Here is a 14,078-nt window from a genome sequence, read left to right as displayed (position 1 = left end):
GGAGCCCTCGGGCCCCGTCCCCCGCGCACGCGCGCGGAGGGCGGGGCCCTTCCCGTTTGCCGGAGCGTCCGCCGCCCGCTCAGCCCGCCAGGAAGCCCTCGATGGCGTCCGCGAGAGCCTTCGGGGTCTCCTCGGGGGCGTAGTGGCCCGCGTCGGGCAGCACCTCCAGGCGCGCGTTCGGGTACCAGCGCAGCCAGGTGGCCTCCATCGCCTCCTTGCCGAGCGCCGGGTCGTGGGCGCCGACCACGAGGAGGACGGGCGCCGGGTTGTCGCGGACCCGCTCGTGGAAGTCGGTGCGCGACCAGGAGTCCAGGTAGGCGCGGAAGGCGGCCGGGGAGGAGCGCCGCACCGAACGCTCGACGAGCCCGCCGAGCCAGTCGTCGCCGTACCGGCCGCCGGTGGTGTTGTCGATGATGGCCCGCCGACGGCCGTGGTCCTCGGCGGCGCCGGCGAACAGCTCCCAGGTCTCCGCGTCGAGCGGGAAGCCGGCCGCGGAGACCGGCGAGATCCCGACGATCGAGCGCACCCGCTCCGGCGCGTCGAGCAGCATCAGCTGGGCCGCCTTGCCGCCCATGGAGTGCCCGATGACCGAGAACGCGTCCCAGCCGAGCTCGTCCGCGACGGCCAGCGCGTCGGCCGCGACCTCCTCCATCGTGTACGCCCCGTCGGCGTCGATCGCCTCCCCGTAACCGCGGCAGTCGAGGAAGGCGTAGGACCCGGCGCCGTCGTCGAGCTCGGCCCGCAGCGGGTCGAAGCTCGTGCGGTCGCCGAACCAGTTGTGCAGCACGAGCGCGCGGTGCGGACCGCTGCCGTGGACGTCGTACGGAAGAACCCGGCCGGTCATCAGGCCCCCTGGTCGCGAGGTGGTGGGGCTGCGCGCCCGCCGCGGCAGCCGAGGACCGAGTCTGGCGAGCGCCCGGGGACCCGGTCAATGGGGCCGTCGGGCGGTTCACACGTTCGTACCTCGGGATGCGTGGGCCGTCGGGGCCGGAGCATCCTGGCTGTGTGACGTCGTACGGCGCGGCCGGACCCGCCCCGTCGGCCGAGTCCGGTCCCCCGTCCCGGGGCGCCGGCGTCGACGGGCCGGTCCCCGACGCCCTGGCGCTGGTCCTCACGGAGGCGGCGCTGCGGGCCGTGGAGGCGGTCGGCGGGTACGCGGGCGGGGTCTATCTGCGCTCGGGTACGCAGGGGCTGCTGCGGCTCGCGATGCTGGCGGGGCTGCCGGGGTCGCTGTTCCGCCCGTGGTGGCGGATGCATGTGAACCGGCCGTTTCCGGTCGCCGAGGCCCACCGCTCCGGGCAGCCGGTGCACCTGGCGGACGTGGAGGAGGCCATGCGGCTCTTCCCGCAGATGGTGGCGAGCCTCCCGTTCCCCTTCGCCTCGATGTTCGCGCCGGTCGTCGGCGGGCGGGAGCGGTACGGGGTCCTGGTGGTGCTGCGGGCGCCCACCCCGGGTGTCCCGGTGGCCGCGCGGGACCGCGGCAGGATCCTGCACGAGGCCCGGCGGCTGGGCACGGAGCTGGCGGCGCTGGAGGGCGCCGGGACGCCCGTCGAGTGGCGCGGGGAGCCGGTCTGCGTGCAGGTCCCGACCCGGACGTCGCCGCCGGTGCGGATCGGCTACTTCGACTGGGACCTGGACACCGACGAGGTGACCGCCGACGCCGGGCTGCGGGCGATCCTGGGCGAGGCCACCCCGCTGCCCTGGACCGTCGGCGCGCTCACCTCCCGGCTGACGCCGGAGGACGCGTACGCGCTGTGGGCGCTGGCCCGGCAGGCGGCGGGTTCGGGCGGCCCGGCGGCGCGCCGGATCCGGCTGAAGGGGCCGGACGGCGGCCTGCACCTGCTGGAGGTGACCGCGCGCCCGGTGGAGGGCGGCAGCGGCGGGAAGGTGCTCACCGGCTCACTGGTCGACCTCGGGACCGGTCTGGTGGGCTCGGACGCCACCGACCGGCTGCCGCGCGCGATCCTCGCGATCGACCGGCTCGGCCGGATCACCTACGTCAACGCCCGCACCGAGTCGCTGCTGGGCGTCCCGCGCCGCGCGCTGGCCGGGCGCCCACTGTGGGAGGCGCTGCCGTGGTTCGGGCACCCGTACCACGAGGAGCAGTTGCGCGGGGCGCTGCTCTCGGACCGGGCCACGCACTTCCTGGCCCACCCGGGGCACGACGAGTGGCTGTCGGTGTCGCTCTACCCGGGGCACGACGGGGTGACGATGGTGCTGGTCCCGGAGAGCGACCCGGCGCACCGGCCGGCGGACGCCGAGGCGGACGACACGGACGGGCTCGCCTCCCCCGAGGGGCGGGCCGAAGAGCTGTACCGTCCGGTGGCGCTCGCCATCGCGCTGTCCGAGGCGGTGACGGCCCGCCAGGTGTCGGCGGTGGTCACGGAGGAGCTGCTGCCCGCGTTCGGGGGGCGGCAGCTGGCGATCTACCTGCTGAGCGAGCGGCACCTGTACCTGGCCTGGGAGACGGGCTTCCCGCCGGGTTTCCTGGAGCCCTTCGACGGGGTGCGGCTGGACGCGCGGGTGCCCGGCGTGGAGACGCTGACCACGGGCCGCCCGCTGTTCTTCGAGTCGATGTCGCAGCTGGGCGCCGCCTATCCGGGGCTGCCGCTGGACGCGCACTCGGGCGCGCGGGCCTTCCTGCCGCTGATCGCCTCGGGGCGGCCCGTGGGCTCCTGCATCCTCGGCTTCGACCGGCCGCGCGGCTTCACGGCGGAGGAGCGCACGGTGCTCACCGCCCTGGCCGGGCTGATCGCCCAGGCGCTCGAACGGGCCCAGCGGTACGACTCGGAGGCGGCGCTCGCCCGGGGGCTCCAGGACGCGCTGCTGCCCCACCGGCTGCCGGTGCACGAGGGTGTGGACACCATCGGGCGGTATCTGCCGGGCACCGAGGGCATGGACGTGGGCGGCGACTGGTACGACGTGATCGAGACGGGCCACGGGCAGCTCGCCCTGGTCATCGGCGACGTCCAGGGGCACGGGGTGGCCGCCGCCGCGACGATGGGTCAGCTGCGCAGCGCGGTACGGGCCTTCGCGCTGGGCGGGCACCGCCCGCAGGACGTGGTGCGGGGCACCAACCGGCTGCTGATCGACCTGGACCCCGGCCAGTTCGCGAGCTGCTGCTACGTGGTCCTCGACGCGGCGACGGGCGGCCTGCACGCGGTCCGCGCGGGGCATCCGCAGCCGCTGCTGCGCCGGGCCGACGGGAGCACCGAGGTGGTGGAGCTGGCGGGCGGCGTGGTGCTCGGCGTGGACAGCGCCGCGACCTATCCGGTGACCCGGCTGCGGCTCGACCCGGGCGAGGTGCTCGCCCTGTTCACGGACGGCCTGGTGGAGCGGCCGGGCACGGACATCGACGAGGGCGTCGAGAGCCTGCGCCGCGTCTTCGCCTCGACGGGCTCGGCCGCCCTCGCGGACACCGCCGACCGGCTGATCCGCGACGCCCGCCAGGCCCCGGACCGCCCGGACGACATCGCCCTCCTGCTGGCGGCCCGCTGGGGGCCGCACGGGCACGGGTCCTGAGGGTCCCGTCACCCGCTCGGGCCTGCGGCGCTGGTCGTGCGGGCCGGGCCCGGGGAGGCTGGGCGGACCGGGGGAAGTGCGCCACCGCGTCCGAGGAGGACAAGTGCAGCAGGACAAGCAGCCGGAGTACGGGCCCGTGGTCTTCCGGGACCGTTCCGCGGGGTTCGCCTTTCTGACCCGCTCCACGGCGGGCAGCGACGAGACGATCGAGTGGGACGACGGCAACACCTATCCGGTGGTGGACGTCGAGATCTCCTCGGAGAGCCACCCCTTCTACACGGGCAAGGCGCGGACCGTGGACAGCGAGGGCCGGATCGCGAAGTTCGAGCGCCGCTACGGCGAAGGGGCCGCGGGGAGCTGAGCCCCGGGCCGTTGTCGGTGGCGCCTCGTAGGGTGGCCGGTGCCGGTGGGGAGCCGGCGGGCGAGGCGTGACGAAGGGGTGTGGGGCGATGCGGGAGCTGTTCCTGGCGGAGGCGGCGGGGCACGTGCGCTGGCTGGACCTGCCCGGCGGGGGCCCCGCGCGGGTCTTCGTGCACGGTCTGGGCTGCACGGGCGGTTCCGACTTCGCGCACATCGCCGCGCATCCGGCGCTGGCCGGGCGCCGCTCGCTCCTGGTGGACCTGCTGGGGTTCGGGCTGAGCGACCGGCCGGCCGCCTTCGACTACCGGATGGAGTCGCAGGCGGCGGCGGTCGCCCGGATCCTCGACCACGAGGGGCTGTCCGGCGTCGAGCTGGTCGGGCACTCGATGGGCGGGGCGGTCGCCGTGCACCTGGCGGCGTCCCGGCCGGACCTGGTGGACCGCCTGGTGGTGGCGGAGCCGAATCTCCGACCGGGCGGGGGCGCCTTCTCCTCCCCCGTCGCCGCGCAGGACGAGGCGTTCTTCGTCCGCGAGGGCTTCGCCGCGATGCTGGCGGGCGCGGACGCGGAGCGGCCGGACTGGGCGGCGCGGCTGCGGCTCGCCGACCCGCTGGCGGTGCACCGCAGCGCGGTGGCGCTGGTGGCGGGCTCGGTCCCGGCGGCGGGCGAGCTGCTCGCCGCGCTGCCGCGCCCGAAGACCTTCCTGGTGGGCGGGCTGAGCCTGCCGGACCCCGACGCCGAGAAGGCGGCGGGGCTCGGCATACCCGTGGTCGAGGTCCCGGCGGCGGGTCACAACATGATGATCGACAACCCGGACGGCTTCGCCCGCGCCCTGGCGCTGGCGTTCAGCGCAGGGGCTTGAAGAAGTCCCGCAGTTCCCCGGCGACCTGGTCCGGCTCCTCGTGGGCCATGAAGTGGCCGCCCCGGCCGGGGGTACTCCAGTGCCTCAGGTCGCGGAAGACCCGCTCGGCGAGGCTGCGGGGGTAGTCGGCGTAGGCGGGCTCGTGGCTGAGGGTGACGGCCGCGGGGACGTGGACGGGCGGCACGGGGCGGTTGTGCCGGTGGTAGTCGTAGTACTGCCGGAAGGAGGAGCCGATCGTGCCGGTCGCCCAGTAGAGGGTGACGACGGTGAGCAGGGTGTCGCGGTCCCAGCGCTTCTCCAGGTCCCCGCCGCAGTCGCTCCAGTCGCGGTATTTGTCGGAGATCCAGGCGAGCAGTCCGGCGGGCGAGTCCCGCAGGGCCGCCGCGAGGGTGTCGGGCCGGGTGCACATGATCTCGCTGTAGCCCTGGTCCTCGCGGTCGTAGGTGTCGAGGGCGTCGAGGTAGACGCTCTCGCGGGCGGTCGGCGGCTGGGCCTCGAAGTCGGCGGAGACGACGGCGGAGGTGATGTGGACACCCGCCACGGCCTCGGGGTGGAGGGCGCCCAGCCACTGGGTCACGCCGCCTCCGATGTCGCCGCCGAAGGCGCCGTAGCGCCGGTAGCCGAGGACCTCGGTCATCATGGTGTGCCAGGTCTCGGCGACGCCTCGCCGGGTGAAGGGTCCGGCGGGCAGCTCGGAGTAGAGGAAGCCCGGCAGGGAGGGCACGACGACGTCGACGGCGTCGGCCGGGTCGCCGCCGTACGCGGCGGGGTCGGCCAGCCGCTCGGCGAGCTGCAGCATCTCCACGAAGCTGCTCGGCCAGCCGTGGCTGAGGACGAGCGGCAGCGGGGCGGGCCCTTCGGGGGCGGCGGCGCGCCGGGCGCGCAGGTGGACGAAGTGCGTGGACCGGCCGGCGATGTCGGCGCGGTACTGCGGGAAGGCGTTGAGCCGGGCCTCGGCGGCGGCCCAGTCGAAGCCGTCGGCCCAGTAGGCGACGGTCTCGCGGAGCCAGCCGGGGTCGGTGCCGGCGGCCCAGTAGGCGGAGTCGGAGGGCTCGGTGAAGAGCGTGCGGGTGAGCCGGGCGCGCAGATCGCGCAGGACGTCCTCGGACACGGAGATCCGGAAAGGGGTGGCGTTCATGATTCCTTCGCTGGGGAGTGCTCGACGGTGCGGGCGCTCCCGGCGCGGATCAGTGCGACGCGGCGGTGGGGAGGGCCCGGACGGGGTACTGCTCGCGCATCTGGGGTTCACCTCCCGGTACGGCGTGGGTCGGACGCGGCGGGTGCCGCGGACCGTGCTGGACTCGAACCTACCCGCCGGGGCGGCGCGGCGCATCCCGATAAGGGCCGGCCGGCGGCGGGGGACGTTCGACCGCCCCCGGCCCTGGTGGGCGCGGGGGCGGTTCGACGGACTGCTCGGCGTGCGCCGTGCGGTCGGGTCAGGCTTCGACGGTGCCGGAGGCGGCGACCTTGATGGTGCCGCGGGTGGCACCGGTCTGGGAGCCGAGCGCCTCGATCTTCTTGACGAGGTCGGAGCCCTCGACGACCTCGCCGAAGACGACGTGCTTGCCGTCGAGCCAGTCGGTCACGATCGTGGTGATGAAGAACTGCGAGCCGTTGGTGTTCTTGCCGGCGTTCGCCATCGAGAGCAGGAACGGGCGGTCGTGCTTGAGGGTGAAGTTCTCGTCCTCGAACTTCTCGCCGTAGATGCTCTTGCCGCCCGTGCCGTTGCCGCGGGTGAAGTCGCCGCCCTGGAGCATGAAGGCGGGGATGACGCGGTGGAACGGGGAGCCCGCGTAGCCGAAGCCGTGCTCGCCGGTGGCCAGCTCGCGGAAGTTGCGCGCCGTCTTCGGGACGACCTCGTCGAACAGCTTGAAGACGATCCGGCCGGCCGGCTCGTCGTTGATGGTGATGTCGAAGTACACGTTGTTCTTGTTGTCGCTCATGGGGACATCCTGTCATTCCCCCGGCACTCCACGCGCACGGGCCACCCCCGCCCGGGGGGCGGGGTGCGGGGAATCAGGCGAGGTCACCCGCCCCGGGGGCCTGGACGAGGCTCGCGGCGCCGCCGGTGCCCTGGACGGTGTCCTCCACGAGCGAGTCGATCTGGGTGTCGTCCTGGAGGAGCTGGTCCTCCTGGAGCAGGCCGGTGACGGAGTCGGCGGGGCCGTGCTCGGCGGCGTCGGCGTGCGGGGCCGGGGAGACCAGGGCGGTGACGACGCCGGCGGCCAGGGAGGCGATGGCGAGCATGCTGCGCTTCTTCATGGCCTGGTCAACTGCGGAGGGGCGCGGAGGTTACGGCCGCCGCGCGGATTCGCGCGGCGGCGCGGCCGGGACCGTCGGTGTCCGTCAGGGCCCGTCAGGGTCCGTCGGTGACCGTCAGTGGTCCCCGGCGCTCTCCACGTACAGGGTCGTGCCCGTGCGGCGGGCACCGTCGATCTCGGCGAGGCGCCGGAAGGCGCTCGGGGTCATCTCCCGCTCCCATGCGGCGAGGGTCAGCAGCCGGTACTCGCTGTGTTCCTCGGGGTCGAGGACGACGGAGGCGATCTGGGCGTCGGTCAGCTCGCCGCCGTCGAAGTAGAAGCCGATGGTGTTGGCCGGCCAGTGGTCGCCCCGGTCGGAGATGAAGTGGGTGGCGAGCAGCCGGGGTTCGCCCTCGAAGACCAGTCCGGTCTCCTCGCGGCACTCCCGTACCGCGGTCTCCCAGGGGGTCTCCCCCGGGTCCATGTTCCCGCCGGGCGAGTGCCACAGCCCGGTCTCGTAGGTGGTGCGCAGCTGGAAGGGTCGGCCCTGGGTGTCGGTGAAGTAGAGACACGCGTACGCGGTCGCTCGCGGCAGCGTCGCGATGTACTCGGCGGGCGGCAGCCAGGTGTGGGCCATGGGCGGCTCTCTTTCGACGGAGCGTGGGGTGGGGGTCGTCTCCCATCCAAGCGGTCCGGGCGGCCCTTCCGGGCGTCGCGCGGCGGCGTCACCGGATCGTGTGATCACCGGGGTGGCCGAATCCGCGGGTCACCCCGGGACCGGCGGTTCCGGGGTCAGCGGTGCCGGGGGCCCGGGCGGAGCGCCTCCCGGGCGGCCCGGTCCAGGCGGCGCAGGACGAGGTGCTCGTGGACGAGGCGCCCGGCGAGGGCGCCGCCGTAGACGACGAAGCCGACGCCGACGAGCCAGGACTGCAGGACGAGGACGGTGCCGAACTGTCCGTAGGTGACGGCGTTGGAGGCGATCAGCGGGGAGAAGACGAACTGGGAGAAGATCCGCAGGCCGAGCAGGCCGAGGGCGGTCAGGACGGCGCCGGGGAGCAGGGCTCGCCAGCGGATGCGGCCGCAGACCAGGAGCCGTTGGGACCACCAGAAGAAGAGGAAGGTGCCGACGAGGTCGCCGAGGGCGACGAGGAGGGTGACTCCGGCGGGGGACGTGTCGGGGGTGGGGCTGGCGACGAAGAGGAGCAGGGCGGCGACGAGGACGGCGAGCCAGACGACGTGGCGCCAGGCGGTGTGCCAGCGGGCGGTGGGCAGGTCCCAGACGCGTTCGTAGCCGGTCTGGACGGCGGAGCCGAAGGTCACGCCGAAGGCGGCGAGGGCGGCGAGGCCGAAGGCGGTGGTGCGCTGGAGCGCCTGTCCCGGCTGTCCGAAGAGCCGCTCGACCTCCTCCTGGGAGACCTGGGAGACGCCGAGGCCCTGGATGAGCCAGCGGGCGAAGCCCTGGCCGCTGGCGAGGTCGGCGGCGGCCACGACGATGAGCAGGGGGACGAGAGTGAGCAGGCTGAGCGCGGCGAACCCCATGGCGCGGTGCATGAGTTCCATCTCCCGCCCGCGGTTCCAGGCGAGTCCGGCGGGCGAGGCGAGGACGCGTGCGTGGAGCCGGTGGAACCAGTGGCCGTGCTCGGCGGGGGCAGTGTCGTGCGGCGCACCGGAATCGGGGGACATGTCTCGTGGGGTACCCCGCTCGCCGCCCGAACCCGCCCGGGGTGCCGCCGATCGGGTGCAGCGGGGTCAGGCGGGGCGGGGGCGGGCGGCGGGTCCTGGGCGGACGGTGACCTCGTACGGGGTGAGGACGGCGTGCTCCTCGTCGGCGCAGACGACCTCGACGCGGACGGGGGCGTCGCAGCCGGAGTGGCGGATGTCGAGCGGGGTCCCGGCGGGGTCGCCCGCGTGGCTGTCGCCCCACTGCTTGAGGGCGAGCAGGACGGGCCAGAGGTCGCGGCCCTTGGCGGTGAGGCGGTACCGGGAGCGGGTGCGGGCGCCGGGTTCGCGGTAGGGCTCGGCGCGCAGGATGCCGGCGGCGACCAGTTTGCGGAGCCGGTCGGCGAGGACGGCCTCGGAGAGGCCGAGGTGGCGGCGGAAGTCGTCGTAGCGGCGCACCCCGTTGAAGGCGTCCCGCAGGATCAGCAGGGACCACTTCTCGCCGACGAGGTCGAGCGTCCGGCGGACCGGGCAGTTCTCGGTGTCCATCTCCAGGTACCGCATCGCCCCACTGTAGAGGGCTGGCTGCGTTGTTGACAGTCAGCCGAGGCCCCCCTAACTTCGATCTTCGAAGTCAGAAGGCATTCAGAAGGCAGAGGCGCACGGCCCGCCGGACGGTCGGCACGGGCACGGCCCCGGCGAAAGGATGGCGCGATGGAGCGGTCACGGACGGTCCACTGGCAGGACGCGGCGGCCACCGCCGACGCCGCGGGCACGATGGCGGGCCTGGACTTCCTGCGGGAGATCGCCGCGGGCCGGCTGCCCCCGGCGCCGCTCGGCTCGCTGCTGGGCTTCGGCCTGGAGGAGGTGGAGCACGGCAGGGCCGTGTTCGGCTTCGAGCCGGGCGAGGAGCACTACAACCCGATCGGCAGCGTGCACGGCGGGGTCTACGCGACGCTGCTCGACTCGGCGGCGGGCTGCGCGGTGCACTCCACGCTGCCGCGGGGCATGGCGTACACCTCGCTGGACCTGTCCACCCGGTTCCTGCGGCCGATCACCAAGGACACCGGGAAGGTGCGGGCGATCGGCACGGTGCTCAGCCAGGGGCGGCGCACGGCGCTGGCGGAGGCGGGGCTGTACGACGCGGAGGACCGGCTGCTCGGCCACGCCACCAGCACGTGCATGATCTTCCCGATGCCGTAGGCGCGGGTCAGCAGGGTATGCGGGTCCTGGTGCAGTGGTCGGGGGCCGGGTCGTGGGCGGGGTAGGGGGCGCCGGTCGCCTGGAGGGCGGCGCTCACCAGGGTGGCCAGCAGGTCGATGTCCGAGCCCATGTCCAGACGGACCGTCACCCAGCCGGAGCCGGCCCGCAGGCGCAGGGCGCTCGACCCGAGGAGGGCCGGGCGCAGCCGGGCGATCATGGCGCGGGTCAGGTGGACGTCGGCCTCGTGTTCGCTGTGGAAGTGCACGATCTCCTGCGTCGCGGTGCGCAGTCCGAGCTCGGCGCCGCAGGGCGCGCGGTCGGCGATCAGCGAGGGCCAGCTCATCAGGCGTTCACTGGCGTGCCTGGCTGTGTTCATACGAGGAGCGTGCCCCTCCCGGGGGTGCCGCACAAGCGTCCTGCTGGAAAGAATCGCGCCGAGGCGAGAAATCGCCGATTCCGTTCAGGGCGCGGGGCGTTCGCGGACCCGGGCCGCCAGTACGGCGACGTCGTCCTCGGCGGTGTGCGCGTCGAGTCCGCGGAGCACTTCGTCGACGACCGCAGCCGGGCCGGAACCCGCCGGCAGCCGCAGGGCGGCGAGGCGGGCGAGGGAGTGGTCGATGTCCTCGCCGCGCCGTTCGACGAGCCCGTCGGTGAAGAGCAGCAGGGTGTCGGCCGGGGTGAGGGTGCGGACGGCCGGTTCGTAGCCGCCGAGGCCGGTGCCGAGCGGCGGGCCGACCGGGAGGTCCACCAGTTCGGCGGAGCCGTCGGCGGCGAAGACGGCCGGCGGGAGGTGGCCGGCGCTGGCGAAGGTCGCGGTGGAGCGGGCCGGGTCGACCTGGATCAGCAGGCAGGTGGCGGGGCGGCGGCCCTCGTCCTCGGCGACGACGGCGTCGAGCTGGCGCAGCACCCGGTGCGGGGGCAGGTCGGTGGCGGCCACCTCGCGCAGGGCGCCCCGGTAGGCGTTCATGTCGACGGCGGCGTCCAGGCCGTGCCCCATGACGTCGCCGACGACGAGGAGGCTGCGCCCGAAGTGCAGCCGGACCGTCTCGAACCAGTCGCCGCCGACGAGGGTGCGCGGCCCGGCCGGGAGGTAGCGTCCGGCGATCTCCAGGTTGGGGTGCGGGCGGCCCGGTTCGGCGACCAGCGCGCGCTGGAGGTGCAGCGCGGTGGCCTCGGTGGCGGCGAGCGTGCGGGCGTGGCCGAGGTGGAGGGCGGCGAGGCGGGCGGCGTGGGCCACGACGGCGGTCTCGTGCGCGGTGAGCCCGCGCCCGGCCCTGGCGGCCCGTACCCGGCCGAGGACCGTGCCGTCGCCGGCGGTCAGGGGCAGCGCGAGCGGCGGGCGCGGGCCGTCGAGGAGCGCGGTGTCGCCGGCCGCGGCGACCGGGGCGGACGCGGCGGCCGGGGTGCCGTCCGGGGGCCCGAGGGTGACATCGGCGGCGTCGGCGACCCGGCGGACCAGGAAGGCGGCGAGCTCGGCGCAGACGGTCCGCTCGTCGAGCGCGGTGCCGATCTCGGCCGCCGCGTGCTCCAGGGCGTCGAGCCGGGCCAGGACGGCCTCGTGCTCCCCCTCCGGCCAGGCCGCCCGCTCCCCAGCTCGCTCCGCCACCGCACCTCCACCGCCGTTCCCCTCACCCCCAGCTTCACCCCCCATTCCATCAGCGGCCCGTCCGCCCCGCGCGCGGCACCCCCCGGACCAGCGCCGGGTCACCCTGCGTGAAGGCCGGCGGAAGGATCCCGGCGGCGGGGCGCCCCAGGCGGGTACGCTGCCACTACTGGGCGGTAACTCACCTGCGCATCTCGGGGGGACAGCATGACGACCGGGTACTTCCACTCCGTCGACGAGGTCGCCGAACGGCTCGCCGCCACCGGCTACCTGGCCTCGCCCGCCGTCGCCACCACCGTCTTCCTGGCCGACCGGCTCGGCAAGCCGCTGCTCGTCGAGGGGCCCGCCGGGGTCGGCAAGACCGAGCTCGCCAAGGCCGTCGCCCGGGTCGCCGGGGCCCGCCTGGTCCGGCTCCAGTGCTACGAGGGCGTCGACGAGGCCCGCGCCCTGTACGAGTGGAACCACGCCAAGCAGCTGCTGCGGATCACCGCCGGGCGCGGCGAGAGCTGGGACGAGGCCCGCACCGACGTCTTCGGCGAGGAGTTCCTGCTCCCCCGCCCGCTGCTCACCGCGATCCGCTCCGAGGAGCCCACCGTGCTGCTCGTCGACGAGACCGACAAGGCGGACGTCGAGATCGAGGGGCTGCTCCTGGAGGTGCTGAGCGACTTCCAGGTCACCGTGCCCGAGCTCGGCACCATCACCGCCACCCGCCGCCCCTTCGTCGTCCTCACCTCCAACGCGAGCCGCGAGCTCTCGGAGGCGCTGCGCCGCCGCTGCCTCTTCCTGCACATCGGCTTCCCCGACGAGGAGCTGGAGCGTCGGATCGTCCGGGAGAAGGTGCCGGGCCTCGACGCGGCCCTCACCGCCTCGGTGGTCCGGGTCGTGAACGCGCTGCGCGCGATGGACCTGCGCAAGGCGCCCTCCGTGGCGGAGACCGTCGACTGGGCCCGCACCCTGCTCGCGCTCGGCGCGGACACGCTGTCCGAGGAGGTCGTGCGGACCAGCCTCGGGGTGCTCCTCAAGCACCAGGAGGACATCCGGAAGGCGGCGGGCAAGCTGGACCTGGGCACGCCGTGACCGCCGCCGACCGGGTCACCGGTCTGGTGCGGGCGCTGCGGGAGCACGGCTTCCGGATCGGCACCGGGGAGACCGTCGACGCGGGCCTGGCGCTGGCGGCGGTCGGCTTCGCGGACCGGGAGCGGACGCGGGCCGCGCTCGCCGCGACGCTGCTGCGCGGCGAGGCCCAGCGGCCGGTGTTCGACCGGGTCTTCGACCTGTACTTCCCGCTGGTGGAGGACCTGCCGGACGGAACGGCGGGGGCGCCCCGGGAGCCGCGCGACGCCGCCGCCGTATCGCCCGGGGAGCTCGCCCGGCTGCGCGAGGAGCTGCGCGAGCGGCTGGCCCTCGCGCTCGCCGCGGGCGACGACGCGGCCCTGAACCGGCTGGCCGGGGAGGCGGTGGGCGGGCTCGGGGCGTACGGCTCCGGCGCCGCGCCCGGCTCGGACGGCTGGTCCTCGTACCAGACGCTGTCCCGGCTGCGGCCCGAGACGCTGCTGGCCCGGGTCCGGGCGATGCTGCGCGAAGGGGCCGCCGGGGAGGCGGAGTTCGCCGACCGGCTGACCGACGACGAGATCCGGCGCCGCATCGAGGGCTTCCGGGAGCGGGTGCGCACCGAGGCGCGCCGCCGGGTGGCCGAGCGCCAGGGCCGGGACCGGGTGGCCCGCCGGGCCGTCGGCACGACGCCGGACCGGATCGACTTCCTGCTCGCCGGGCGGGACCAGCTCGACGAACTGCGGCGTACGGTACGGCCGCTGGCCCGGCTGCTCGCGACCCGGCTGGCCGCCCGCCGCCGCCGGGCCGCGCGCGGCGAGATCGATCTGCGGCGCACCCTGCGGCGCTCGCTGGCCACCGGGGGCGTGCCGGTGCGCCCGGTGCTGCGGCGCAGGCGGCCCGCGCGGCCGGAGCTGGTGCTGCTGTGCGACGTCTCCGGTTCCGTCGCGGGTTTCGCGAGCTTCACGATGCTGCTGGTGCGGGCGCTGCACGACCAGTTCAGCCGCGTCCGGGTGTTCGCCTTCGTCAACCGGACCGACGAGGTGACGGACCTGGTGGCGCGGCACCGGGACGACCCGGCCGGGCTCGGCGCGCGGATCCTGGCCGAGGCGGCGGTGACCGGCTGGCACGGGCAGAGCGACTACGGGACGGCGCTCGACGAGTTCGCCGAGCGCTACGCGGACGCGCTGGGGCCCCGTACCGTCGTGTTCGTGCTCGGCGACGCCCGCACCAACCACAGCGACCCCCGGCTCCCGGCGCTCGCGCTGATCGCCGCGCGGGTCCGCCGGGTGTACTGGCTCAACCCCGAGCAGCGCGCCCTGTGGTCCACCGGCGACTCGGTCGCCCACACCTACGCGGAGCTCGTCGACATGCGGCCCTGCCGGGACGCCCGGCAGCTCGGGGAGCTCATCGGACGCCTGCTCCCGGTCTGAGCGCCGCCCGCTAGGGCCTGTCGTCACACTCCCGTCTGCCTCGGGCGACGACGGGAGGGACTTCATGACCGGCGACGAGGAGCAGATCCTGCTCAACAAGGCATACGGCTCCGTCCCGCCGGTCAAGACCGCGCAGGCCGACGCGGCC

General features: G+C 75.1%; 15 protein-coding genes. 6 read left to right on the top strand and 9 right to left on the bottom strand.

Annotation, left to right across the window (positions count from 1 at the left end; genetic code table 11):
* Nucleotides 1-79: 79 nt before the first annotated feature.
* On the bottom strand, nt 80-844 hold the full coding sequence (locus AB0C99_RS19680; protein ID WP_362476501.1) for an alpha/beta hydrolase: 765 nt from the start codon (nt 842-844) through the stop codon (nt 80-82).
* A 161-nt stretch (nt 845-1,005) separates the two neighbouring features.
* Between AB0C99_RS19680 and AB0C99_RS19675 the strand changes: the two genes are divergently transcribed.
* The 3 genes from AB0C99_RS19675 (at nt 1,006) to AB0C99_RS19665 (ending at nt 4,742) form a co-directional block, all read left to right on the top strand.
* Entirely contained in the window at nt 1,006-3,522 is a 2,517-nt protein-coding gene (locus AB0C99_RS19675) for a SpoIIE family protein phosphatase (protein WP_362476499.1), read from the top strand.
* A gap of 103 nt (nt 3,523-3,625) precedes the next feature.
* Nucleotides 3,626-3,883, top strand: a complete 258-nt coding sequence (locus AB0C99_RS19670) for a type B 50S ribosomal protein L31 (protein WP_362476498.1) — start codon at nt 3,626-3,628, stop codon at nt 3,881-3,883.
* Nucleotides 3,884-3,971: 88 nt separating this feature from the next.
* On the top strand, nt 3,972-4,742 hold the full coding sequence (locus AB0C99_RS19665) for an alpha/beta fold hydrolase (protein WP_362476496.1): 771 nt from the start codon (nt 3,972-3,974) through the stop codon (nt 4,740-4,742).
* Here AB0C99_RS19665 and AB0C99_RS19660 read toward each other — a convergent pair.
* The 6 genes from AB0C99_RS19660 to AB0C99_RS19635 all read right to left on the bottom strand — a co-directional run bounded on the left by AB0C99_RS19660 (nt 4,726) and on the right by AB0C99_RS19635 (nt 9,205).
* Nucleotides 4,726-5,880: an epoxide hydrolase family protein gene (locus AB0C99_RS19660; protein WP_362476494.1), complete on the bottom strand. Its 1,155-nt coding sequence runs from the start codon at nt 5,878-5,880 to the stop codon at nt 4,726-4,728. The two genes, AB0C99_RS19665 and AB0C99_RS19660, sit on opposite strands and share 17 nt — an antisense overlap.
* A gap of 298 nt (nt 5,881-6,178) precedes the next feature.
* Nucleotides 6,179-6,685 (bottom strand): peptidylprolyl isomerase, encoded by a 507-nt coding sequence (locus AB0C99_RS19655; protein ID WP_362476493.1) that lies wholly within the window; start codon nt 6,683-6,685, stop codon nt 6,179-6,181.
* A gap of 73 nt (nt 6,686-6,758) precedes the next feature.
* Complete coding sequence (locus AB0C99_RS19650; protein ID WP_362476492.1) at nt 6,759-7,004, bottom strand: hypothetical protein; 246 nt, start codon at nt 7,002-7,004, stop codon at nt 6,759-6,761.
* 114 nt (nt 7,005-7,118) lie between these two features.
* Nucleotides 7,119-7,619 carry an NUDIX hydrolase gene (locus tag AB0C99_RS19645; protein WP_362476490.1) on the bottom strand — a complete coding sequence of 167 codons (501 nt, stop codon included), beginning with the start codon at nt 7,617-7,619 and terminating at the stop codon, nt 7,119-7,121.
* Nucleotides 7,620-7,774: 155 nt separating this feature from the next.
* Complete coding sequence (locus AB0C99_RS19640; protein WP_362476488.1) at nt 7,775-8,665, bottom strand: YhjD/YihY/BrkB family envelope integrity protein; 891 nt, start codon at nt 8,663-8,665, stop codon at nt 7,775-7,777.
* 66 nt (nt 8,666-8,731) lie between these two features.
* A complete protein-coding gene (locus AB0C99_RS19635; protein ID WP_362476487.1) occupies nt 8,732-9,205 on the bottom strand; it encodes a helix-turn-helix domain-containing protein in 474 nt (157 codons plus the stop codon).
* A gap of 150 nt (nt 9,206-9,355) precedes the next feature.
* Here AB0C99_RS19635 and AB0C99_RS19630 point away from each other — a divergent pair, with 150 nt between their 5' ends.
* Nucleotides 9,356-9,844 carry a PaaI family thioesterase gene (locus AB0C99_RS19630; protein WP_362476485.1) on the top strand — a complete coding sequence of 163 codons (489 nt, stop codon included), beginning with the start codon at nt 9,356-9,358 and terminating at the stop codon, nt 9,842-9,844.
* 7 nt (nt 9,845-9,851) lie between these two features.
* Here AB0C99_RS19630 and AB0C99_RS19625 read toward each other — a convergent pair whose 3' ends face one another.
* Nucleotides 9,852-10,220, bottom strand: a complete 369-nt coding sequence (locus AB0C99_RS19625) for a luciferase family protein (RefSeq protein WP_362476483.1) — start codon at nt 10,218-10,220, stop codon at nt 9,852-9,854.
* An 84-nt stretch (nt 10,221-10,304) separates the two neighbouring features.
* A complete protein-coding gene (locus tag AB0C99_RS19620; RefSeq protein WP_362476481.1) occupies nt 10,305-11,450 on the bottom strand; it encodes a PP2C family protein-serine/threonine phosphatase in 1,146 nt (381 codons plus the stop codon).
* Between the two features lie 204 nt (nt 11,451-11,654).
* On the opposite strand from AB0C99_RS19620, the gene AB0C99_RS19615 reads away from it, so the two are divergent.
* Together AB0C99_RS19615 and AB0C99_RS19610 are read left to right on the top strand one after the other, a co-directional pair.
* Nucleotides 11,655-12,524 (top strand): MoxR family ATPase, encoded by an 870-nt coding sequence (locus AB0C99_RS19615; protein ID WP_362476479.1) that lies wholly within the window; start codon nt 11,655-11,657, stop codon nt 12,522-12,524.
* Nucleotides 12,521-13,930, top strand: coding sequence for a VWA domain-containing protein (locus AB0C99_RS19610; protein ID WP_362476477.1), 1,410 nt, complete (start codon nt 12,521-12,523; stop codon nt 13,928-13,930). Before AB0C99_RS19615 ends, AB0C99_RS19610 begins: the two co-directional genes overlap by 4 nt.
* The last annotated feature ends 148 nt before the right edge of the window (nt 13,931-14,078 follow it).

This window comes from Streptomyces sp. NPDC048659, from assembly GCF_040650575.1.
Taxonomy (GTDB): domain Bacteria; phylum Actinomycetota; class Actinomycetes; order Streptomycetales; family Streptomycetaceae; genus Streptomyces.
This window is presented reverse-complemented; position numbering and strand designations above follow the sequence as displayed.

Bases quoted from the DNA above. Each gene is read 5' to 3' on its own strand.
- AB0C99_RS19645 (WP_362476490.1), bottom strand. From the start codon at position 7,619: ATGGCCCACACCTGGCTGCCGCCCGCCGAGTACATCGCGACGCTGCCG.
- AB0C99_RS19640 (WP_362476488.1), bottom strand. From the start codon at position 8,665: ATGTCCCCCGATTCCGGTGCGCCGCACGACACTGCCCCCGCCGAGCAC.
- AB0C99_RS19615 (WP_362476479.1), top strand. From the start codon at position 11,655: ATGACGACCGGGTACTTCCACTCCGTCGACGAGGTCGCCGAACGGCTC.
- AB0C99_RS19650 (WP_362476492.1), bottom strand. From the start codon at position 7,004: ATGAAGAAGCGCAGCATGCTCGCCATCGCCTCCCTGGCCGCCGGCGTC.
- AB0C99_RS19630 (WP_362476485.1), top strand. From the start codon at position 9,356: ATGGAGCGGTCACGGACGGTCCACTGGCAGGACGCGGCGGCCACCGCC.
- AB0C99_RS19660 (WP_362476494.1), bottom strand. From the start codon at position 5,880: ATGAACGCCACCCCTTTCCGGATCTCCGTGTCCGAGGACGTCCTGCGC.
- AB0C99_RS19635 (WP_362476487.1), bottom strand. From the start codon at position 9,205: ATGCGGTACCTGGAGATGGACACCGAGAACTGCCCGGTCCGCCGGACG.
- AB0C99_RS19655 (WP_362476493.1), bottom strand. From the start codon at position 6,685: ATGAGCGACAACAAGAACAACGTGTACTTCGACATCACCATCAACGAC.
- AB0C99_RS19665 (WP_362476496.1), top strand. From the start codon at position 3,972: ATGCGGGAGCTGTTCCTGGCGGAGGCGGCGGGGCACGTGCGCTGGCTG.
- AB0C99_RS19680 (WP_362476501.1), bottom strand. From the start codon at position 844: ATGACCGGCCGGGTTCTTCCGTACGACGTCCACGGCAGCGGTCCGCAC.
- AB0C99_RS19625 (WP_362476483.1), bottom strand. From the start codon at position 10,220: ATGAACACAGCCAGGCACGCCAGTGAACGCCTGATGAGCTGGCCCTCG.